Raw genomic sequence first — 22,549 nt, 5'->3', positions numbered from 1 at the left:
CCTTATCCCTGGTCGCTGATGCTCCTGTAGTCCTTGCCCAGGTACGCCCTCTGCACGTCGTTGTTGTTCAATAGCTCGCCCGAGGTACCCTCCAGCACTATCTGGCCCGTCTCGATGACATAACCGCGGTCGGCGATGCGCAGCGCCGCCCTGGCGTTCTGTTCCACGAGGAGTATCGTGTTGCCCGCGGCGCGCAGCCTCCCGATCTCCGCGAATATGCCCTTCACTATTATCGGCGCGAGTCCCATGGAGGGCTCGTCCATCATGATGAGCCGCGGCCCGCCCATGAGCGCCCTCCCTATCGCGAGCATCTGCTGCTCGCCCCCGGAAAGCGTGCCCCCGAGCTGCCGCTCCCGCTCCTTCAGGCGCGGGAACATCGCGTAGACCCCGGCAAGTGCGGCCTTCGCCTCCTTCCGGCGCCCCCCGCGCAGCCGCGTGTAGGCGCCCAGCTCCAGGTTTTCGCGGACGGTCATCGTGTCGAAAACCATGCGTCCCTCTGGCACGAGCGAGCATCCCGCCGCGACGATCTTTTCCGGGGGGGCTTCGCCGATAGGCTTTCCGTCGAACAGCACCTCTCCCTCGCGCGCACGCACGATCCCGGCGACGGCGCGCAACAGCGTGCTCTTCCCCGAACCGTTCCCGCCGATTATCGTCACGATCTCGCCCGGGCTCACGTGAAGGGACACGCCCTTGAGCACCTCGAGCTTGCCGTATCCCGCGTAGAGGTTCCGGACCCTAAGCATCGTCCTCTCCCAGGTACACGCGGACCACCTCGCTGTTCTTCTGGATATCGTGCGGCGCGCCCTCGGCGATCTTTTTCCCCGAGGACAGGACCACGATGCTGTCGGAAATGTTCATGACGAGCGACATGTCGTGCTCGATCACGAGGACCGTGACCCCGCCCTCGCGTATCTTCACGATCACCCGGGCGACCTGGTCGGTCTCGTGCATGTTGAGCCCGGCCGCGGGCTCGTCCAGGAGGAGCAGGGCCGGCCGCGCGGCCAGCGCCCGCGCAATCTCCACGACGCGCTGCCTGCCGAACGCGAGGCTCACCGCGTCCTGGTCCGCGAGGTCCGCGATCCCGGTGAATTCCAGCACTTCGAGCGCCCGCGCGCGGATCTCCCGCTCCTCCCTGCGCGATCCGGGAAGGTGGAGCATGGACGACAGGAAGCCCGCGCCGCCGTGCATGTGCATCCCGACCATCACGTTTTCGAGCACCGTCATGCCGGGGAAGAGCTTGATGTTCTGGAAGGTGCGCGCGATGCCGTGACGCGCGATCCGGTACGGCGGAAGGCCGTGGATGGGGCTGCCGCCGATACGCACCTCCCCCGAATCGGGGACCAGGGCGCCCGCGATGAGGTTGAAGAGCGTGGTCTTCCCCGCGCCGTTGGGACCGATCACGGCCTTAATCTCGTTGTGGGAAACCGAGAACGAGACCCCGTCCACCGCGCGCAGGCCGCCAAAGGCGCGGCACATGTCCTTCACCTCAAGAAATTCCATGCTTCCCGCCCGCGGTCTTTCCCCGCACCAGGCGCGCGGCAGCGCCGGTAAGACGCTTCAGGTTTTCCGTGCCCAGGAGCCCCTCCGGGAAAAAGAGCATGATGACGATGAGTATCCCCCCGAACACGAGCTCGTCGTAACTCCCGAAGTAGCCGCGCAGCGAAAGGTAATTGAGCACCATCCCCATGGCGAGCGCCCCCCACAGGTTGGCCATTCCCCCGACCGCGACAATCGCGACGTAGGTCACGGACTTCATCACCTCGGCCTCGGACGGTCCCACCCCGCCGTTGAAATGGGCGAGAAACACCCCGGCGACGCACGCGAACACCGCGGAGAGTACGAATATCAGGAGCTTGTACCACGAGGTGTCCACACCCATGGCGTTTGCCGCCTCCTCGCTCCCGTGGATGGAACGCAGCGCCCTGCCCACCCGCGAATCGATCAGGTTCAGCAGGAGCACCATTCCCGCAACCACGAGGAACGCCGCGATATAGTAATTCTGGACGCGCAGCCCCGGATCCCCGCTCACCGTGAGTCCGCCCGCAAGGCCGAACGGCGGGAGATCCGATATTCCGTCCGCCTCTCCGAACAGGGCGGTCCCCAGCACGATCCGGTACACGATGATGCCGAACCCCAGCGTCGCCATCGCGAGGTAATGGCCCTTGAGCTTCAGGATGGGGATGCCTATGAGAAAGGCGACCCCCGCGGTGAGGAGCACCGCGACCGCGAGCGACACCCACGGCGAGAGGTGCCGTACCCCGTCGCCGAACGCGTTCACGTCCCCCACCGTGAGGCCCAGGTCTATAGCCAGCCTCGCGAGCGGGTGCGCGCTCGTCGAAAGGTCGGGCGTCGTGAGCACGGCCGTGGTGTAGCCGCCCATCGCGAAGAAGGCCGCGTGTCCCATGGATATCTGTCCCGCGTAACCCATAAGCACGGTGAGGCCCAGGATCACCAGGCAGTAGTACGCCGCCATCGTGAGCTGCGTGAGATAATACTCCCGGCCCAGGAGGCTCGTGAGGGCCTGGAAGATTACGATGGCCGCGGCGAGCCCGGCGACCGGGAGGTGCTTTTTAAAACGCATCAGAATTCCTTGAGCCCCGCGGCTTCCTTTTTGCCCAGGAGACCGCTCGGCTTCGCAAAGAGTATGAGGAGGAGTATCGCGATGGAGATCGCGTCCTTGTACGCCAGGGGAAGCACGCTGATGCTGAACGCCTCGAGCATGCCCACCACCATCCCGCCTATCACCGCCCCCGTGCTGTTTCCCAGTCCCCCGAGTATCGCCACCGTGAACCCCTTGATCGCGAGCGAGGTCCCGCAGTCGTACTGCGTCTGCGTGATGGGAGAGATCGCGCATCCCGCGAGCGCGCCGATCGCGGCGCTCAGCATGAACGAGACCGTCACCATGGCCCCGGTGTTGATCCCGCACAGGCGCGCCGCCGTCATGTTGGACGCGCACGCGCGCATGGACCGTCCGGTGAGCGTGAATTTAAAGAAGAATCCCAGGAAGACGACGGTCACGGCGGAGATGCCCAGCACCCAGAGCACTTGCGGCGAAATATACGCGCCCAGGAGATTGATCGAGGTGACCTCGTTCCCGGTGAAATACGGGAGCGAGCGTACCTTCTCGTCCCAGACGTGAAGCGCGATCTCCCGGATCACGATGGAGAGGCCAATGGTGACGATGATCATGTTGAGCACGGTGGGACTCTTAAGCCTGCGGATAAAGAAAAAGTCGATGAGGGCGCCGATACACGAGGTGATTATCACGGCCGCGAGTATGGCCAGGGGAAGCGGCATGAAGGCGGAAAGCGAAATCGCGGTCATCCCGCCCAGCATGAGGAACTCGCCCTGCGCGAAGTTGATGATGCCCGTGGTGTTATAGATGATGTTGAAACCTATCGCCACGATGGCGTAGATGCTGCCATTGGTGACGCCGGACAGGGCATATTGGAGAAGTTGATCGAATGGCATGGCGGGCCGCGCGCGCACAGGCGGCGCCGCGCGGCGCCGCTCTACGCGGACGATTATTTCTGTTCGTACGGTACGAACTTGCCGTCTTTCACCGTGAGCATCTCGAACGCCTTGATGTCAAGCCCCAGGTGATCCCTGGCCGAGAAGTTGAACACGCCCGCGATGCCCGGCACGTTCGTCAAATTCTCGAGCGCATCGCGCGCCTTTTCCCTGTCCGCGCCTGACTTCTTGATCGCCTCGGCGAGCACCAGGATGGAGTCATACGCGTGGCCGCCAAAGGTGCTGGCGTCCTCGTTATACTTGGATTCGTAGTCTTTCTTGTACTTCATGAGCACTGCCTTCTGCGGATTTTTGTCCGGCAGCGCCGCCGCGATGAGCAGGCGGCCGCAGGGGAAGATGATCCCCTCTCCCGCCGCGCCGGCTTCCTTGGCGTACTTGATGTTCCCGAACCCGCTGCTCTGGAAGAGCGGCATGGTCATGTTGAGCTGCTTCATGTTCTTGGGGATGATCGACTGCGCGGGGACGATGGACCAGTTCACGACCGCCTGCACGTTCATCGCCTTTACCTTGGTCAGCACGCCCGAAAGGTCTGTGTCCTTCTTGTCGTACACCTCGTTAATCAGAACCTTGATGCCGTTGCGGGCCGCGACCTTTTCCATCTGATCCTTGCCGGCGGCGCCATAGCCGTCGTTGCTGGAAACGAGCCCTATGCCCGTGATACCCTTCTTCTTCATGACGTCGCAGATCATCTGCGCAGCGTCGCTGTCGTTCTGGGCGACCTTGAAGACGTACTTCGACACCGGGTTCACGATAACCTCGGCCGCAGCGCAGGAGATGAGGATCGTCTTACCCTCTTCGCAGATCGACTTGATCTTCATGGTCTCGCCGCTCGTGGAGGGCCCTATGATGGCGAACACCTTTTCTTCTTCAATAAGCTGCTTGGCGAACGAGATCGCCTTCTCGGGGCTTCCCGCGGAGTCCTTGATGACGAGCTCCAGGTTGCGCCCGTCTATGCCCCCCGCCTTGTTGATCTCGTCGACCATCATGCGGGCCGTTTTCTCCTCCGGCGCCCCCAGGAAAGACGCGGGGCCCGTGATCGCGAATATCGCGCCTATCTTGATGGTGTCGCCTTTCTTGCCCCCGCAGAATACGGCGAGCGGCAGGATCGAGACGCATAGCAATGTGATAAGGATCTTCTTGAATGACATGACTTCCCCCACGTGCGAGTTATTATTCCATAGTTCCGGATGAACGGGCCGGACCGGCCTCGTTGGGGTGGTCCCATACAATGGCAAACCTACCCGGCCCGAGCGGTTCAGAACATAATCAAAACGCTGACGGGGCATACGTCAAGCATTTCGCGGTTCTGACGGGGTAATTAATGCAGCCCGCCTTTATCCCCTCATCCCTTCCCTCTCCACATCTCCCGGTCCTTAGTGTTTCGATTTATGCTCAGGCCAGGACCGCACCGGAATACGGCGCAAGGGTGATCGTATTCCCGTCCAGGGAAATCACTTCCTCGGTTTTCATCAGCATCCGGGCCGATAACACCGGCAGCGTAACGAGCTTTTTCTTCTTCGCGATGTTCATTATAACAAGGACGCGCTGCCCTTCGCTTTCCCGGGTATACGCGAGGATGGAATCATCCCTGGGTACCGGTTCGACGATAGCGATGGATCCGCGCCGCAGGGGAAGCCATTCCTTTCGCAGCTTCAGAAGTCCTTTATGAATATTGTAGAGCGAAAACTCGTCGGCCGTTTGCGCCTGGACGTTCAGGGTTTTGTAATCCTTATGCACCGGAAGCCATGGCTCCCGGCCTTTCGTGAATCCGGCATGTGCGGTTCCGTCCCACTGCATGGGCGTCCGGCAGCCGTCCCTGTTTATATAGAGATTGAGAAGCCTCGCAAGACCCGCGGGGACCCACCAGTACGCATGCGCCTGGGAATCCTTCGCCCCCCGGTGGGGCAGATCGCCGTCCGGAATGCCGATCTCGTCGCCGTAATAGGTGATGGGGATTCCCCTGGCGGTGTATTGAAAAAGCGCCAGTATTTTCGCGATGCCCGCGCTTCCCCCAATCCTGGACATGACACGCCGCCTGTCGTGGTTCCCAAGACCGTATGACGGCACCATGGGGTCGGGATAGGTCCTTTCATACTCTTCTATAATGTGCCTCAGCGCCGCGGCAGACGCCTTTTTCATCTCCATGACTTCGAACATCAATATCAGGTTCAACCCGTCCTGGTTTTCCCCCAGGTACTTCTTCACCTTGTCCTTGCCGAAGACCTCGCCGATCGCGAACCTCTCCGGCTTATACGTATCCAGGAGGGAACGCACCTCCCTGGCCAGTTCGAAGACCTCGGGCCGGTGCAGGGTGTATTTGTATTCCTGGAAAAAGCTGTTCTCCGAGTCGCCGCCGGGAAGGTACTTGAAGGAGAAGGGATTGTCGCGGAATTGGTCGTCTTTGAATATCGCGTGAAATATGTCGAGCCTGAACCCGTCGACGCCGCGATCGAGCCAGAAGCGCACCACGTCGAACATCGCCTTCTTCACTTCCGGATTCCGGAAATTCAGGTCCGGCTGGAAGGGAAGATAGTTGTGGAAATACCACTGGCCGGTTTTTTCATCGTACACCCAGCCGGAGCCGCCCACCATGGCCTTCCAGTTGTTGGGCGGCCCGCTCCCCCTCCCGTCGCGCCAAATATACCAGTTCCGCTTCGGGTTGTCCCTGCTCGACCGTGATTCCACGAACCAGGGATGCTCGTCGGAGGTGTGATTCAGTATCATATCGAAGATGATGCGCATCCCCCTTTTATGAACCTCCCTGATGAGGCGCAGGGCGTCGTCGAGCGTGCCGTATTCGGGCGCCACGTCACGGTAGTCGGCGATGTCGTAGCCGAAGTCCCGCTGGGGGCTTTTATAGGGGGGAGAGAGCCAGATCGTTTCAAAGCCAAGGTCCCTGATGTAGTCCAGCTTCGCGATGATACCCGGGATATCGCCAATCCCGTCGCCGTTGGAGTCAAAGAATGACCGGGGGTAGATCTGGTAGATGGAAGTCTCCTGCCACCAGCGGCGCAGGGGAGTTTGTTTTTTAACAGGTTTGCTTTTCGTGGGGGGATGCGGTTTTTTCAAGGGACTTTCTCCTGTTAGCCTCGTTGCGGATCGGCAGGATTGGAATGGTGCATTTATGCCCTTTACTACTTAATAGTCATGGGGGCGAATAGTTCAAGACGGATTTCATGATTTGCCGGGGGCGCTTCATTCAATGACCTCAGGCGTATTAAAGAACACCTGGAAATGATTCACATCTCCTGCGAAGGAACGGCGGTGAGAGCGGGGGGTAAACTTGTAGATCGGTTTTAACTCGACAATATTCACACCCCCCGGAGAGACGTTAATAGTGAACTCCTGGTAGTAGTCCTCATCCGGGAGCGAAAAGAAAATGCGATGCCTTCCGGGTGCCAGGATTACGCTTTTTTCGAGTATATAGCGAAATCCCTCCCCCGCTTCCGGTTCGGAGATCAGGTTCCCCTCACCATCGCGGGTCGGCGTCGATTCCGGCTTTCCTTCGATCTTCCATACTACGGATTGACCGTCAATACTCACGAGGATGCGGTATACGGGCTTCCCATGCGGGGATGTATCCGATTCAAGGAAGTAATACCCGGGTGCATGCGTCTTGAACGAGGCCTTGAGGGAAAGGAGTGATTTCCCCGATGGCAGCGCATCATGCGCTTCCCGTTCCGTAAATACACCAGTCGCGTCTTCCTGGAGCGTGCGTTGAATAACCCGCGATGCGCTCGAGCACATGACACATGCGGACATGATTACCAATACCAACAATGATTTCATGACTGCCCCCTCAATAAAGTCCCGGAAGGTATCGCCTGGTCCGGCACACATGCGCGCGGTACGAATCGCCATGCATATCCACTAATATCGTTTCCATTAATTTGTCTCCTTGTTGATCCAAAGATAGAGTGTAGGCAAAAGCACGAGCGTCAGGATTGTCGAGGTGATGAGACCCCCGATGACGACCGTGGCGATGGGCCGTTGAATCTCCGCCCCCATGCCGGTATTGAGTGCCATGGGCAGGAATCCCAGCGTCGCGACGAGCGCGGTCATTACCACCGGCCGGAGCCGCTTATGTGCGCCGCTGAAGACCGCCATCCTCAAGGTCTCACCCTTTTCCCTGAGCTGATTAATGAACGTGACCATGACAAGGCCGTTCAATATCGCAATGCCGAGTACCGCGATAAACCCTACCGCGGCGGATATGCTGAAATTAAGGTCGCGCACCGCCAGGGCGAAGACGCCGCCGGATATCGCGAATGGGATGCTCGTATATACGAGCAGGGCCTGCCGGAAGCTCCCCACGCTCCGCAGCACGAGTATGAAGATCGCGAAGAGCACGAGCGGCACCATAATGAAAAGGCGAGCGCGTGCACGCTCGAGGTTTTTAAATTTCCCCCCCCAGTAGATATAATATCCTTCGGGGAGCTTGAGCTTCTTTGCTATTTCCTCTTTCGCCTCGGCCACGTAACCGGCAATGTCCCGGTCGCCCAGGAATATGGATACCGCTGAGTAGCGCATTGATCGATGCCGGGCGATGTTCGCGACCCTTTCGATCTCGCCGATCTCGGTAAGATCGTGCAGGGGTACCGTGCCGCCGTCGGCGAGCGGCACCGGTATCGCCGCCATTGTGCGAAAATCGTTGCGATGCTCTTCGCTCATGCGAAGCACCACCGGGAAGCGCCAGTCATACTCGTAGTAGCTGCCGATGCGGCGGCCGCCCATGGCGGTCTCTATGGTCTCGTTTAACTCCTGCAGTCCCACGCCGTAATTGTTCATTTTCGCGTAATTGAGCCTGATCGTGAACATGGGACTTTTCCGAAGCGCCGTGATGGGATCGTTCTCTACCTCGCTGGAACCGGGAATCGGGCGCAGAATCTCTTCCGCCTGCTCGACAAGATCGCTCAGGGTATTCAGGTCTTTTCCGTAAATGCGCAGCGTTACATCGGCGCGGCTGCCTTCCAGTATTTCATTGAACCTCAGCTCGATGGGCTGCGAGAAAAATATTTCCTGTCCCGGTACCTTCTTTTCGATTTCGCTCCTGATGACCTCGAAAAGCTCGCGCTTGGTCCGCCGTTTCCCGTTGATTTTCGGCCATGCGCCGCGGTCGTGCTTAAGGATCACGAAGGTATCGGCCATATTGATGTTCATGGGGTCAGTGGAAGATTCCGACGAGCCGATCTGGGCGAATACACGATCGACCTCGGGAAAGCTGCCGATGATTTTCTCACAGATCGCCTGCTGACGCAGTGCCTCCTCGATCCCTATGCTGTATTCGCGCACAAAGGCGATGCTCATGTCACCTTCATCGAGCGACGGAACAAAATCCGAGCCGGTGCGGTAAAAAACAGCGCCCGATGCAATAACGATCACGAGCGCCGCGGAAACCAGCGGGGCCCGGCGGCGCAGGCTGAAATCAAGCACGGGATAATAGGCGCGACGGATGAGCCGGAAAAGGAAGGGATCGGATTCCGCATGGTTCCCGCCGCGAGCCGCGTAATGGGCCATGACCGGCATGAGGACAAGCGCCACGATGAGGCTTGCGCCAAGTGCCATGAGCACGGTGAGTGCCATGGGGCGGAACATCTTGCCCTCGACGCCTTCCAGGGTAAGAATGGGCACATAGACGACCATGATGATAACGAGACCGAATATGACCGGTTTGGCGACCTCAGCGCACGAATCCGCAAGCAGTGAAAGTTTTCCGGAAGAAGTGATCGCCGCGCCGCTCCTCGCCTGCTCTTCCCGGCGGCGCAGATAGTTCTCAATGAGCACCACGGAGCCGTCCACCAGGAGTCCGAAATCCACCGCCCCCAGGCTCATGAGGTTTGCCGATATACCGAAAAAATTCATGCCGACAGCCGCGGCGAGCATTGAAAGCGGAATGGCGAACGATACGAAAATCGCGGCCCGCACATTGCCGAGAATGAAGAGCAGCACCACCACGACAAGGGCCGCGCCCATTGCAAGATTTTCACCCACGGTCTGGATGGTGGCGTTAACGAGAAAACTGCGCGTGTACACAATTTCGGTTTCCACATCTGGCGGGAGCGATATCTCAGTGAGCGCATGCTCGGCGTTCCTGGCCACTTCGCGGCTGTTGGCCCCCAGCAGCATGATCACCGCGCCAAGCACGGTCTCCTTGCCGCCGTACGTGGCCGCGCCGAGACGCTGGACGTGATCCTCGCGCACCTCCGCGATGTCCCGAAGCGTGACGAACCTGCCATCGGCCATGAGCTTCACGGGCACCGATCTCATGATTTCAAGGTTGTCCAGCATGGCATCGGTCCGTATGATGACCTGTTTCCCTTTCTTCTCGATGTAGCCGCCGCCGATATTCTCCCCCAGGGTAGAGAGCCTGCGAAGCAAATCATCGATCGTGATGCCGTACCGCGACAGACTGGCCGGGTGAAAATCGATATGGACCTCCTTCTTATAGCCTCCTATCGCGTCGATCTCCGCGGTATCGGGGATGGTCGACTTAAGATAGGGCCGGATGATGAAATCCTGCACGGTGCGAAGATAGGTAAGGCGCTCACGCTCGCTCTTCCTCTCGAGCGATGAACCTTTTTTCGCCTTTACCGTGTAGATGAGCACCTCACCCAGGCCGGTGCTGATGGGGCCAAGCTCGGGACTGAGGTTGCCGGGAAGCGCTTCACGTACGCTTTGAAGTCGCTCAGCGACGAGCTGGCGTGCACGGTAGACATCCGTGCCGTCCTCGAAAAAGACCACGACCTGCGAGAGGCCATACCGGGAAAGTGATCGCATGTCGGCGACGCGCGGCAGCCCCGCAAGCTCGGTTTCTATATAATAGGTAACGGTCTTTTCCACCTGCTCCGGGTCGAGCGCCCCGGTTTTCGTGTTCACGATAACCTGCGTGTTCGTAATGTCGGGTATGGCGTCGATCGGCAATGTCACCGCGGCATACAGTCCCAGCGCGGCGACAATGGCAGAGGAAAACGCGATCCAGCTCCTGTTTTTTATTATCAATTCGACTATTCTCTGGTACATGTCCGACTCCTATGGATTTTTCCGGGCGGGCGCGGGGAGTGTGAAGTCCTCCCTCCCCTGCAGGATGAAAAGCGCCATATACTTTTCTACGTACTCGTGCTGCGCGCTCAGGACGGCGAGATGCGTTTCGAATGCCTGCGATTCGACCTCGCCGTAGGTGACCAGGTCGATGAGATCGGCATTGAACGACTCGTCCGCGTCCAATAGACGCGCATGAACGTCGTCCAGCATCGTCATGGGAAGCCGCTCCAGGTTGCTTCGGGCGATTTCAAAGGCAATAAACGACGAGGTGAAGGTCTGAATGACTTCACGTTTAACGAATGCTGTGCGGGATTTTTCCGCCTCAACCGCCGCCTCGAGGCTCTTGACCCCATCCCTGTTCGCGTTCCACAGGGGAACAGTGAACGATATCCCGGCTCCAACGAATCGTTCCGTCTCCTGCGCGCGGTCCTCATGGTAAAGGAACGAAAGGCCAAAGTCCGGGTAGCTGAATGTACGCGCGAGATCCGTCTCCTTCAGGGTCCTGTCGAGCACCAGAACCTGCCTTTTATAGTCTATGTTTCCATGTTCAACCTTAGCAAGAAGAGCCTCCCTGTCCAATACCTCGCCTCGGTTAAACCACGGTGATCTGACAACGATGGGTCCCGGGAGATCGAGAAACAGGTTGAGTTTAGCCCAAATGATGTCCCTTCCCGCGCGGACCTCGTCGAGATTTTTCTGGAGCAGTATTTGCTTCATTTCGACGATGTGTTTCTCCATGCGTTTCCTGGGGGAAGCGAAGGGCCGGCTCGAGAGATACACCTGGATGGCTTTAAACCTGGTCACCCGCTCCTCAAGGTGCTTCGCCAGTTCGGATGCCACGGCGTACCGGTATGAAAGCCCGATTACGCCATACCGGACAAAAAGCCTCGTTTCGGCCAGGCTGAGCCCCGCGATCATTTCCCGGATTCCGGCGATTTCTCCCGCCAGCTTTTGCTTGCCCGGAAAATAAAACGGCTGGGTGACGCTCATGTTATATGTGCGTGCAATCAGTTTCGCGAAAACCCACAATAATGCAACTGTAAATTGTGAAAAACCACGTCATCCTGCTAACTTCAGGGGAACGTTCCCTATTATCAACTCCCTGCCCGCTGTAACCTCCATCCCGGCAGTGTAGTTCAACGAAACTGGAACCATGCGGAAGCCATTAAAGACCTCTCGTATTTCAGGATGGTCGTTGATGCTCAAAATGAACTTGCCTTTGAGGCCTTTAAGAATGTCACGCATGCGAATGAAGTCATCGATGCTTTCGAAGTTGTGCTTATAGACCGGCTTTTTGTAATACGGCGGGTCGAGGTAAAAGAAAGTCGCGGGCCGATCGTACCGGCTGATAAATTCATCCCAGCTGAGGTTCTCGATCAACACCTGGGAAAGCCTTAAGTGAACCTCGGATAGTTCTTCTTCCATGCGGACCAGGTTGATCCGGGGCTTGCGATCCGAGCTCACACCGAAGGTCCTCCCTCTAACCTTTCCCGCGAAGCATGTGCGCTGCACATAGTAATAACGCGCGGCGCGCTGAATGTCGGTGAGGCCCCGGACCTCAAGTTGCTCTTTGAAGTCCTCGAACATTTCCCGGGATGTGAGAAGCCATTTAAATTGCTTTAAGAATTCTTCGAGGTGATTCTGGATCACCCTATAAAAGGCGACCAGGTCACGGTCGAGATCGTTGATTATTTCGGCCTTGGACGGTTCCTTACGGAAGAGCATCCAACCGCCGCCGGTGAACGCCTCGCAATAGGTGATATGGGAAGGAATCAGTTTGACGATGGTCTTGGAAAGAATGCTTTTTCCGCCGATATACGCGAGGGGACTATTCATGTAAAACTCCTTAATAATATCACGGGATTTATCGAGAATATTATTGAGCAGCAGTTTACTGTGGTCCACGCGTCATCGTGGATTGCGGGGAGTGTTAGTCGCACTCCCCGCTGCTCATCTCATGGAAAGAACTAACGGTGATACGTGGGAAACGACATGACCCGGCTGGTAGCGATATCAGCGAAGTCGAAAAACTCGATCTGACATACCAAGCTTGAGCTCGTGAATGCTGTCTCGATCAGAAAGTGGTTATTGCCTGCGGTCGAATCCGCTTGTTTCGTAATCAATACTTCAGGATCGCCCCAATTTATTCTGACCTCCATGTTAGCACCCAGGGACGCAATCCACGTCGGATTGCCATATGCGGTCCAGAATTCCGCGTGGAATTTCCCGGTGGAATCGTCGAAGTAGATCGACACATCATTGAGTATCTCGGGGAATAAATAAACATTGGATAGCGCCATCACGATATAGACGCTTAATGTGGCTTCACCGATCGAATCGAGTAGCGCGTCAAATCCTTGTCCCGCTACCCAGCTATCGACCAGCACATCCTCGAGAGCGACGTTGTAGCGGCTTGAGATGATAGAAGACAGAATGGTGCTTGCGCGCTGCACTGCGTAATCGTCAGGAATATTGATCGGGGTATTATCCGGAAGGAACCCTGAGCTGCATGAAGGATGTAAAGAGACAATATCCGCAGTCCCGGGAGGATAAACCCCGGGAGTGAAAATATCATCGATGTCAACGTTCATGGGATTGCCATGTATGACTGAGCGGTAATTATACCACTGCCGCACGAGCATGTCAGTGTAGGGATTCGCGTTCGCCTTGAGCACGGTTCCATCGGTATAGCTGTAATACCACCGGGAGGCCGCAGAATCATATACCCGGACCAGGAACGGTGCGGTGAGTCCGGTCACTTCTACCTGGTATTCTCCTTCATTCCCCACGACCGACGAAGTTAGTATTTCGGAAGGGACCCCATCCACGGCAGTTGCCCTGAGCTCGACCACCGATCCGTCGGGAAAATAGCTCCCGGTAGCGGCCGTCCCGCGCAGAATCTGCTTGGCTGGGTCTTTCGAATCCCCGCCGAAGCAACTGGAAATTAATGTCATAATGAGGACAAAAAACAATGCGAATCTTTTCATGGTGTTACCTCCACTTTCTATATAATTCCGGAGTACCAGAGTATCCGGTTGCGTTCAAGAATTTTTTTCTGGTTTCGGAAACCTTGCCTTTATCGCGTCGATGGCGATTAGCCAGGCTTCTTGCGTGGCGGCCCCCCGCTGCCAGTCGAAAAACAGACCGTCTGATGTCTCTTGATAGGCCGCGCGACGCTGGGAGTGACAAATCTCCAGCCGTATTGCATGTGCCTGGTCGGCAGTGAGACTCCCGGAGGCAACGCGCTCATCCAGCGTCTGTGTTTCGAGCATGAGTCCGTGTGGATGTTCAGGAGTGATCTGTGTTACGACAACCTTCATTCCCAGGGGGATTTGTTCCAGCCCGTCGCGCATCAATTCCAGGGGGGCCTTATCCCGGATTATTCCGTCCGCACACTTTATATGACGCGGATCGATCGGGATTATCGACCAGGAAAGGCTCTGGGTCGCGGGATCGGGGATGAGATCGGGGCGTTTCCCTCCCTCGCATATTGGAGGAGGGGTTAACATCTCATTCCTTGGATTGTAAAGCGGGATTCCCTCAAATTCGCATATCTGTGCCGGTTCGGAGAAAACGTTACCGTAGCTGTCCGTCCAGTATTTCGTAATCATGATTGTCTCCTATGCAACTCGGATTATTGCGTTCACGCCCGCTACAGGACCGTGAGTGGTAAATCCAGTACGTGGATCACCATATCCATCATTTTGGAAATCTTGTGCAAAACTGTTTGCAATATAAAAACTTTCTCCCTGCTGGGTATATGTGGCAAATGAACCTGTTCCCCCATTCGTACCATTATGCGCCTCAACGTATAATCGCGCTTTAAATCGTTGAAATTTATCCTGAATATACGCCCCCAGCACCGCCGCATAATTCGCGCTCGCCCATGCGGCTGTCGCCTGCTGCCCGGCGAATACAAGACCAAGGCCACGCAGGTCCGGGAGATAGAATGAGAGCGCTCCATTGATGCCCCATGGATTGTAGCGCAGGGAGTGAGTACCAGATTGAGTTCCAGATGTATTGATGGGAACAGGAGTCGCTGCTATAGCATTCGCATAAGAATTCGCGAGCCTGAATGTAGTGGCGTCAAGGTAGATCACATAATAATTGTAATCGACGCTCAATCCACCTGGGAGCGATCCGGTGCTGGTGAGCGAAATGCAATCTCCGGTCTGGAGACCGTGATTGTTAAGCGTGAAAACAGCAGGGGTCGCGATAGTGACAGTAAAGGTCCCTTTATTCTGAGAAATGACATTAAAGAAGGACGCATACGTCGCTCGTAAAAGCGACGAACCATCCGGTTTTAACCATCCAGGAGGAGTCGCGAATCCCGCGAAAGGTAGGATAGTGGAGATCGGCAGGTATTTGAGGATCTGCGAATCCACGTATGCTTTCCGAACCGCATGATTATCGAGCGTGGGATCGGTTGCGGGGAGGATGGGCGTGAACGAGAAGACCCTACTCCTGATCTGCGCGAAACTGCGAAGATCCTCCACGATGGTGACCGTCGCTCCGGATCGCGTGACTTTGAAGAGCCCAACCTCCCGATCGGAAAGGGCCTGTGCGTCTGGTATAGTAGCTATCTCCGCTGAGTGCTTCCTCCGGATCTTCGTTTCAGCGGATCCATCGGGGATATAATTTTCATACGTCCATACATGCCGCGCTACCAGCTTCACGGTTTGGATATCCGGAAGAGGAAAAGCGTTCACAGCGGCCTTCGTGACACGTCTTCCCAGGGAATCGCGCGCAGAGCCCGCAGTAATATCGACGCACCCGGCCGTCGAGGACACTGTGACATCGAAGCCTTCAATGACGCCTCGGGAAATAATATCCGATTCTCTATCGACGACCTCTTCCCCGATGCCGGACTGCTCCTCGGCAAAATCCTGTTTGTACAGGATCTTCCCGTTCTCCGGGAAATTCATTCCCGCGACGCCCTTATAATCCTGATCGTACATGCTCATCTCCTACCATTCGTAATATCCTCCCGGACGATTCTCCAGGATGATGAATTCATTGTGGGGACTGAATTCATCGATCTTTTTCACGATAAATGCATGGTCCACTGATTGCCCTGATAAATCGGGAAGAATTATCTTGAACACGAAGACGAGATAATCGCTTGCCACGCTCTTCCCCGTGCCAAGCGCCGTCACGCCGATCGTGAACACGTCCTCCATGTAAAATTCCTGGATGATCTCTGCGTCCACGCCTATGAAAAGCGCGATGATGCTTTTTACTCCTTGGATGGTTCCTCCCCGACGCAGGATAATTTTCCACAGCAGAATCCTATCCAGCAGCTCGCGGTTGCTCTCATCGGTTTTCCGCGCGAGGTCGTATAACGCGGCATGGCGGTCGAGCGACTCCCCGGAGCATTTTGTTAAATACAACTGATCATACAAAGTATTCGCAATCGGGACGAGAACCGTCTCGATCGGTTTGGTGAGCGCCTTCAATAAGCGCGCCCAGATCGAGCTCAAGCCGAGCTTGACCGTGAGGGGGTGCAGGTGCTGCCACACCCATGTCGAGAAATTGAAGCTAAATCTAGCCATCGACCCATACCTCTTTAACCCAGGTTATCGTACCAAGGACGGAGATCATCGAGCCGGGGACTACAATGTTCGCCGCGGGGGAGAGCACCTTTGCGTCCTTCATACCGAACGCGATGAGGCGCGATTCTATGATTGCGAGCACCTGGTCCTGCCCCGGCGAGAGATCGAGCAGATAGTCTGCCAGGACGGTGTTGAGATCGACGTCGGTGGGGACCCCGTACTGGGAGCTGTACCACACCTTGATCGTGTAATCCTGGATAAAATTCTCCGGCCTGCCGACGATAACGTTATACGCTCCCGCGGGATCTTCCTCATCGGTATTGAAGCGATCGCGTACGGCTTGCAACACTGCGTCGGGAGCGGGGCCTCCTTCTCCGACAACAAGAATCCCCACGGTCCCCCGTCCCTGATGCCGGGGAACGACGATCGCCTGGTGCACCCCGGATATTTTCTCTGCCTCGGATTTGAACCAGCTCATCGTACCGCGGCTTAATACCTTCTTTGCGTCGATGAGGCGCTGCCGGGCCGATTCGACTGACTCTTCATCGGCGCCACCACCTATGTAATCTGGATTATAGATGACATCGATCCCGTCGATGCTGGTTTCGAGATCGGTGACAGTGTTTGCGTTCACATTATAGGCGGGACCGGTCGCGAGTGCCCTCATGGTAAGCGCAACGGTATATTTTCCATTCATGTCTGCGGGGGTGTTCTGATCAATGTAACCGCTCTCGAGCGTTTCAAACACGAGACTCTTGTCACCTGGTGTTTTCGGAAGCACTCCCTGGGGAATATCGACGCGCCGAGTCGGCAAGGTCGACGACCCAATGCGAATAGACCCCTCTGCCTTGGTTGCGGATTTTAGAAAGAGCCCTTCCTCAGCCAGGTGCCGCGCGAGCGCGTATTTGTCGGAGGTCTGCGGGAAAATAGAATCGTAGATGTTGGCCAGAATATCGGCGATGAAATGCGCAATCGCGCGCGCGACGGCATTCACGATCCGGAGCCATTTGGAAGGTGGATTAAGGTTTGTCAGGTCATCTTTCGAAGCTCTAAGCGATTTGAGCTTTTCATCTCCGATGATCTCCTGGAGAATCTTCGCCCGTACCGCATCATAGGATACATTAAAGTTCATCGAACCCTCACAATACGAAATTGTCGATCACCTGGTCGGTGATGGTCTCAAAGCTCGCCGAGAAGTTCGGCTTCCCGTCGACGAGCGACGCGGTAATCTTGACTGTCGTGGGCTTTGTCCTTGGGTCGCTCTGCAGAAGCTCCTCGTACGCGCGCCGCATCTCCATGACGCGAAGCTCGTCGAGCGGTCCTTCGCGGCTGAAGAGCCCCCCTTCGAACGGAGCGTCGATGATACCGCCTGGGGGCGTGACCAGCGACAACCGTATATCTGCGAGAAAACAATCCATCCCACGCGCGCTCCTGAAGTCACCGCGGCCGATATCGATCGCGAGATCGCCGGTCTCGTCTTCAGCCAGATCCGAACCCAGGATGTCGTTGTAGTCGCTCATGACAGCTTATTCACTTGAGATAGTATCGCGGGCGTAGACAGCGGGGGCACGGCCCCCGCCAGCGGCGGCGTGACGGTTGCGCCCCAGGCGATGATGAGGGAGAGCGCGAGGTCCACGGACTGCGCCCAGGATTGAAACCCGAGCCCGAGCACCATGGGATCGGTCCCGTCACCGAGCTTTACCCCTTGATTGGTGAGCATGATCTTCCCCGCGCCGTTCTCGATGGTGATCCCCGCGTCCGTCGCCTCGATATGCACGGTCCCCGCGGGGCTTGATTGCCACTTTATGGCTCGTATTTTCTCCACGCTTACGATGAAGGCCCGTGTGAGCTTATTGTCGCTCCACGCGATGATCACCTTCGAGCCGTCCGCCGGCACGATCATGAAGTCGGGACTGAACATTGCCTGGAGCCGCACCTTCGGGACATCGGGCTTGCCGTCGTCACGGATAACGGTGCACATTCCCTTTGTATCATCCATGCTTCCCGCCTTCACTTTTCCCGGCGTGGGGTGATAGACGGGATTCGCCTTCGCGACCAGGTCGCTCAAGTTTTCGATCAGACTTTTCAATCGAATATCCTCTTTCGCTTTGTCGTAGATTTCCACGCCCCGGTGCGCTTTCCGAGATATACGATGCGCCGGAATCCGCCCGTGCCGAAGTTCGTCTCCACCTTGTCGATTCTGTAGGTGCCCGCTTTCCCTTCGGTCTTGGAATCGATATTACAGGTGAGACTGTGGCGCACGTACGGGTACCCGAGCGTCTTGAAGCTCCCTCTGAATCCCCCGTAGTTAAGCTCGTTATAGAGCTCCTCCGCGCGCTTGTAGGCGTCATTCCAGGCGAGGCCCTCGCAATGGATCGTGTGCACGTTTGTCGCGGCGGTGCCGTACTGCGCCCGGATCAGGAACCCGTACTCGGTCTCGGAAAGGACCACCACCTGCGTCACGCTCTCGGGCGTATGAAAAGACAAATTATCCTCCAGGATGTTCTCACCCTCGCAGAATACCGGGGGCTCGCCTTCGTCCAGGAGCGTTGAGCCCGGCTTCAGGAAATAGAGTTTCCCCTCTCTGAAAAACGCATTGAATCCATATTGACGGCATAGCTGCAGAAGGAACCACCGAACGGTGAGTCCAGGACATCCGGTCGTAACCACGGGCGTCTCGTCACACACGATGGGAAAATCCGTCACCACTTCCTTGAGAATCTGTTCTATGGTCTGCCCGGCAAACATCCGGTAGAGAGTGCGCTGGCGCAATAGGTGGAAGTTATCAAAGCACTTGAGCTCGATCGGCGCCCTGGGCGAGACCTCGCCGATCACCCCCGAGAACTCCGACTTGAGGCCGTATTTTGAATACCCGAGAAAGAGCTCTATCCGCTGCCCCTCGTGGAAATCTGACGGATTCGCTTTGAGCTTCGGGAAGATGATGCTCGCCGTATCGGTCGACGCCGTACAGTCCGATACGATCTTCGCCTCGGCGATGCGCGGGATTTCCGTCCCCTCCACGGTGCATTTGCTAATCAAGCTCAACATGGAGCGCCTTCCTCATTTCGGCGGCAGCGTCATATTCCATCTGTGAGCACAGGGCGGGGATGCGATAGATTTCCCCGGCCTTGAGCAGTATCGGCCACGCATTCGCCTCTTCGATAAGCCTATAGAACCACCAGAGCCCGTAATATGATTCCGCGAGCGTGTATGTGGTGTCTCCCTCTACCGCTCCATGGAGCTCATCGGTCAAGAGCGGCTCCGGGACCATGATCCTGATTCCCGATGCGATGGTGAAAGGATCGATGCCCAGGGCGCCCTCGTTCGGATAATAGAGAAGCGGCCACAAATCCCAGCGGTAGTAGAAGAGCACCGCCAGGCGGTAGATCGTATCATCGGATCGTGTCGTGTAGTACTTCATATTCCGAGAAGCTTCCTGAGCGTACTGCGCATGTTCTGCTTGATCTCAGTCTTGAGTTCGATCTCGTTATCCGATATCGCGTCGATGGTGAACCAGAGGATCGATTCGAATCCCTGGCGCACGGTGGGTGTGAAATCCTTGAGGCATACGCGCTTAATTCCAAATGTCTCGGTGTATTTGCAGATGATGGGAAGGCTCTGGGCGTTGTTCCAGAGGTTCACCAGGTTTTTCATTTCGGCGAGAAGCTCCTTGTTGGTCTTGCCGATAAGCTGCCCCGCGATCGTGACCTCGTAATCGGGAAAGCCCACGAGCTCCTTTACGGTACCGTTCCCGCCGGGGACCTCCGTGATGACGATATTCTTTGCCCCCTTAACCTGGACAATGCACTCGACCGGGAACTGGTAGTCCCCGATCTTGAGCGGATAAACGTCGGAGACGAAGAGGTGTGCGACCTGGCCGCCGTTGTAGGTGAGCAGATCGGTGAGCGCGCCGAGCGGATTAGCCAACGGTCGCCTCCAGGCTGTTCAGTTCCTTGAAAAGCACTTCCGCGAGCATTCGCGAAAACTCCTCGATCGACATATTCTTCGCGCCGCCCTGCAGGGTGAGATTGATGAGCTGGCGCGGATTGATGTTCACGGCCCGGCTGGAGTTTTCCGTGAGGCTTTGAATGACGGGCGATGTCGTCTTGATCGGCTCCGCCACCAGGCCAACGAATTTCCTGACAGCCTGGTTCCTGTCTGCTTCATGCTCGACGCCGCCCGCCCAGGTAGAGACGAAGGAGCGCCCCCAGCGTGAGGTGTTCGCGAGCGGACCCGTCTTCGCGTCAGATTTATTGAAGTTCGGCTCGACCGCGCTTTTCAGCATATCGCCCATGAGCGATTGAATGAGCCCGGAAGATGATTTTACGCCTCGCCCCCATGTCTCACCGAATTTTTTCCCCGCGCTTTCCGCCTGCCTCGTGGAGTCACCAAAGAACCAGTCGCCCACCGCGGTGAGGACCTCTTTTACCGGCTCCCAGATCATCTTTATCTTATCCCATAACCAATCAAAAAAAGCCCCGAGGTGTTCCTGCACGAACGTAACCACGGTCTTGATCGCGTTAAAGGCGTAGAGGAGCGGCGCGAACATGAAGTCGCCAAGTCCGTCGAAGTACGAGGCGATTCCGTTCCAGGCGTTCTTCGTCCACTGCCAGGCGGCCGCCGCTCCCAGTTTCATTTTCTCCCAGGCCCCGATCGAGGCCGTCCTAACCGTATCGAATACCGAAATGAAAAATCCCTTGATGGATTCCCAGTTGTTGATGATGACCCGTGCCATTGCGACGAAAGGCCATAAGGGAAGCATGACAAGCGCGACCAGGCCTTTTACCCATCCGGGCGCGTTCTCCCAGGTGCTCTTTATCCATTCCCAGGCGGCCAGGAACTTGTCCTTTACCCAGGTGAGGGCATCGTCAATCGTGGTCTTGATTCCATCCCACGTCCCCACCACCGCGGTCTTGACTTTATCCCAATGCTTCACGAGCTGTACGATCCCGGCGACCAGGGCGACGATTCCGATAATCACCCACGTCGTAGGATTCGCGAGGAGCGCCGCGGTATACGCCCACATGGCCTTCACCGAAGCCCAGAGCGCGGGGAGTAGTCCGCCGCTGGTCACGGCCGCCTGGGTCCCGGTCGCGGCCGCGGCGGCCGCCGTCATCAATTTATAGAGCCCCATGGCGCCGGTTGCGACCTTGATCGCGCCCGCGATAGTGAAGAACACCGCAGCACCGGCGATACCAAGTCCGACAAAATCCTTGAGCGCCGGGTATTCGTTGAGGAAACCGGCAATCCAGTAAATGGCTTCCTTGATCCCGGTAATAACGAAGCGTAGCGGCGATTCTATCGATTGCCCGAGGGTTTCTTTAAGGCTCTTCCATCCGGCGTCGAGCTTGTTGATGTCAGCCGATAAATTATCCGCGCGAATTTGCGCACCCTGCTCAAAGAGGGAGCTCCCCAGTTTTATAGACTTTAATTCCGTGAGGTCATCACGGATACTCCCCGTTTTATCTTCCAGGAACGTAACGAACTTAACCGCCTCATCACTGCCGAACGCATCCTTGAGGGATGCTTGTGCGGAGAGGCTTTTCAGGTCGGGAAATTTCCGCTTGATCGATTCAATAATTTCGACAACGGGTTTGATATGACCCAAGGAGTCGGTGAATTCAAGGCCAAGCTTTCCACCCGCCTTCCCGACGTCGCGGAGAAATGCTTCAAACATGGTACCCGCTTTTCCTGCATCATCCATGTTCATGATCGTGCCGAGCAGCACGCCTTGCTCCTCCATTTCGCCGCCAACCGATTTGAACGCGGCCCCGATTGTTTTAAATGACTGTTCGATCTTCGCGCCGTCCGCGCGGTACTTATTGGCGACATAGGTGGTGACGTTCCCGATTTTCTCGGCTATTTGCAGATCGGTAATGTTCTTGAGCTGACTTTTAAACACGTTATACGTCGCGGCGAAATGATTTCCCATTTGTTCCGGGATGCCCTTCGTTGCCATCGCGGTCTTGACCGATATGCTGTAGAATTTGGGGAGCGTGTCATCGGTCAGCGACGATACGCCGGATTTTAAATCGTATACCCCCGCCATGAACGCTTCCTTGGTGATTCCGAATGCGCGTCCTATTTCATCCGCAGAGGTATGAATATTGGCGATACCCGTATCGGATACATCCACCGACTTGATATCGCTTTCCAGCTGAGCGACTTCTACCCGTGCACTCGCGAGACTCTTGGTAACCAGTCCCGCTGCCGCACCGATCGCGAGGAGTTTCGCACCGGATTTGAGATCGTCCATGTGCTTATTGAACGACTTAAGACCGGTCTCGGTTTTCCCGATCTCGGATTTCAGATTGGCGAAATGTCCCTGGATACGTCCCGCGGGACCGGACGCATCGTCCTTGATCCCGAGAACCGCTCGTAATGTAAAATCACCGTCGTTCATTTTCCCCCGAAAGCCATGCCGA

The 22,549-nt window shown here is 56.7% G+C and carries 21 protein-coding genes; all 21 read right to left on the bottom strand.

The annotated features are described in order from the left end of the window. Positions 1 to 2: 2 nt before the first annotated feature. Positions 3 to 743, bottom strand: a complete 741-nt coding sequence (locus EPN93_17595; GenBank protein ID TAL31610.1) for an ABC transporter ATP-binding protein — start codon at positions 741 to 743, stop codon at positions 3 to 5. Next, a complete protein-coding gene (locus EPN93_17590; GenBank protein TAL31609.1) occupies positions 736 to 1,500 on the bottom strand; it encodes an ABC transporter ATP-binding protein in 765 nt (254 codons plus the stop codon). The genes EPN93_17595 and EPN93_17590 overlap by 8 nt, the downstream gene beginning before the upstream one ends. After that, the gene (locus EPN93_17585; GenBank protein ID TAL31608.1) at positions 1,487 to 2,581 is read right to left on the bottom strand and encodes a branched-chain amino acid ABC transporter permease; all 1,095 of its coding nucleotides are present in this window, start codon (positions 2,579 to 2,581) and stop codon (positions 1,487 to 1,489) included. The genes EPN93_17590 and EPN93_17585 overlap by 14 nt, the downstream gene beginning before the upstream one ends. After that, positions 2,581 to 3,471, bottom strand: a complete 891-nt coding sequence (locus tag EPN93_17580) for a branched-chain amino acid ABC transporter permease (protein ID TAL31607.1) — start codon at positions 3,469 to 3,471, stop codon at positions 2,581 to 2,583. The genes EPN93_17585 and EPN93_17580 overlap by 1 nt, the downstream gene beginning before the upstream one ends. Positions 3,472 to 3,524: 53 nt before the next feature. Beyond that, the gene (locus tag EPN93_17575; protein TAL31606.1) at positions 3,525 to 4,679 is read right to left on the bottom strand and encodes an ABC transporter substrate-binding protein; all 1,155 of its coding nucleotides are present in this window, start codon (positions 4,677 to 4,679) and stop codon (positions 3,525 to 3,527) included. A gap of 244 nt (positions 4,680 to 4,923) precedes the next feature. Further along, entirely contained in the window at positions 4,924 to 6,600 is a 1,677-nt protein-coding gene (locus EPN93_17570; protein TAL31605.1) for an alpha-glucosidase, read from the bottom strand. 126 nt (positions 6,601 to 6,726) lie between these two features. Then, positions 6,727 to 7,320 carry a hypothetical protein gene (locus tag EPN93_17565; protein ID TAL31604.1) on the bottom strand — a complete coding sequence of 198 codons (594 nt, stop codon included), beginning with the start codon at positions 7,318 to 7,320 and terminating at the stop codon, positions 6,727 to 6,729. A gap of 96 nt (positions 7,321 to 7,416) precedes the next feature. Further along, complete coding sequence (locus EPN93_17560) at positions 7,417 to 10,551, bottom strand: efflux RND transporter permease subunit (GenBank protein TAL31603.1); 3,135 nt, start codon at positions 10,549 to 10,551, stop codon at positions 7,417 to 7,419. Positions 10,552 to 10,560: 9 nt separating this feature from the next. Next, on the bottom strand, positions 10,561 to 11,562 hold the full coding sequence (locus EPN93_17555; GenBank protein TAL31602.1) for a hypothetical protein: 1,002 nt from the start codon (positions 11,560 to 11,562) through the stop codon (positions 10,561 to 10,563). A 69-nt stretch (positions 11,563 to 11,631) separates the two neighbouring features. Continuing rightward, positions 11,632 to 12,408: a DNA adenine methylase gene (locus tag EPN93_17550; protein TAL31601.1), complete on the bottom strand. Its 777-nt coding sequence runs from the start codon at positions 12,406 to 12,408 to the stop codon at positions 11,632 to 11,634. Between the two features lie 131 nt (positions 12,409 to 12,539). Continuing rightward, entirely contained in the window at positions 12,540 to 13,559 is a 1,020-nt protein-coding gene (locus tag EPN93_17545) for a hypothetical protein (protein ID TAL31600.1), read from the bottom strand. A 54-nt stretch (positions 13,560 to 13,613) separates the two neighbouring features. Beyond that, a complete protein-coding gene (locus tag EPN93_17540) occupies positions 13,614 to 14,183 on the bottom strand; it encodes a hypothetical protein (GenBank protein ID TAL31599.1) in 570 nt (189 codons plus the stop codon). Positions 14,184 to 14,192: 9 nt separating this feature from the next. After that, complete coding sequence (locus tag EPN93_17535; GenBank protein TAL31598.1) at positions 14,193 to 15,536, bottom strand: tail fiber protein; 1,344 nt, start codon at positions 15,534 to 15,536, stop codon at positions 14,193 to 14,195. A 3-nt stretch (positions 15,537 to 15,539) separates the two neighbouring features. Further along, positions 15,540 to 16,124: a hypothetical protein gene (locus EPN93_17530; GenBank protein ID TAL31597.1), complete on the bottom strand. Its 585-nt coding sequence runs from the start codon at positions 16,122 to 16,124 to the stop codon at positions 15,540 to 15,542. Next, on the bottom strand, positions 16,117 to 17,256 hold the full coding sequence (locus EPN93_17525) for a hypothetical protein (protein ID TAL31596.1): 1,140 nt from the start codon (positions 17,254 to 17,256) through the stop codon (positions 16,117 to 16,119). Before EPN93_17525 ends, EPN93_17530 begins: the two co-directional genes overlap by 8 nt. Positions 17,257 to 17,263: 7 nt before the next feature. Next, positions 17,264 to 17,644, bottom strand: a complete 381-nt coding sequence (locus EPN93_17520; protein TAL31595.1) for a hypothetical protein — start codon at positions 17,642 to 17,644, stop codon at positions 17,264 to 17,266. Continuing rightward, positions 17,641 to 18,213, bottom strand: coding sequence for a hypothetical protein (locus EPN93_17515; GenBank protein TAL31594.1), 573 nt, complete (start codon positions 18,211 to 18,213; stop codon positions 17,641 to 17,643). Before EPN93_17515 ends, EPN93_17520 begins: the two co-directional genes overlap by 4 nt. Continuing rightward, positions 18,210 to 19,163: a hypothetical protein gene (locus EPN93_17510; GenBank protein TAL31593.1), complete on the bottom strand. Its 954-nt coding sequence runs from the start codon at positions 19,161 to 19,163 to the stop codon at positions 18,210 to 18,212. The genes EPN93_17515 and EPN93_17510 overlap by 4 nt, the downstream gene beginning before the upstream one ends. Next, complete coding sequence (locus EPN93_17505; GenBank protein TAL31592.1) at positions 19,156 to 19,545, bottom strand: hypothetical protein; 390 nt, start codon at positions 19,543 to 19,545, stop codon at positions 19,156 to 19,158. Before EPN93_17505 ends, EPN93_17510 begins: the two co-directional genes overlap by 8 nt. Then, complete coding sequence (locus EPN93_17500; GenBank protein TAL31591.1) at positions 19,542 to 20,051, bottom strand: hypothetical protein; 510 nt, start codon at positions 20,049 to 20,051, stop codon at positions 19,542 to 19,544. The genes EPN93_17505 and EPN93_17500 overlap by 4 nt, the downstream gene beginning before the upstream one ends. Then, positions 20,044 to 22,527: a phage tail tape measure protein gene (locus tag EPN93_17495; protein ID TAL31590.1), complete on the bottom strand. Its 2,484-nt coding sequence runs from the start codon at positions 22,525 to 22,527 to the stop codon at positions 20,044 to 20,046. The genes EPN93_17500 and EPN93_17495 overlap by 8 nt, the downstream gene beginning before the upstream one ends. Between the last annotated feature and the right edge of the window lie 22 nt (positions 22,528 to 22,549).

The organism is Spirochaetota bacterium (assembly GCA_004297825.1).
Taxonomy (GTDB): domain Bacteria; phylum Spirochaetota; class UBA4802; order UBA4802; family UBA5368; genus FW300-bin19.
Note: the sequence above shows the minus strand (reverse complement) of the source record. Positions and strands in the feature narration are given on the sequence as shown.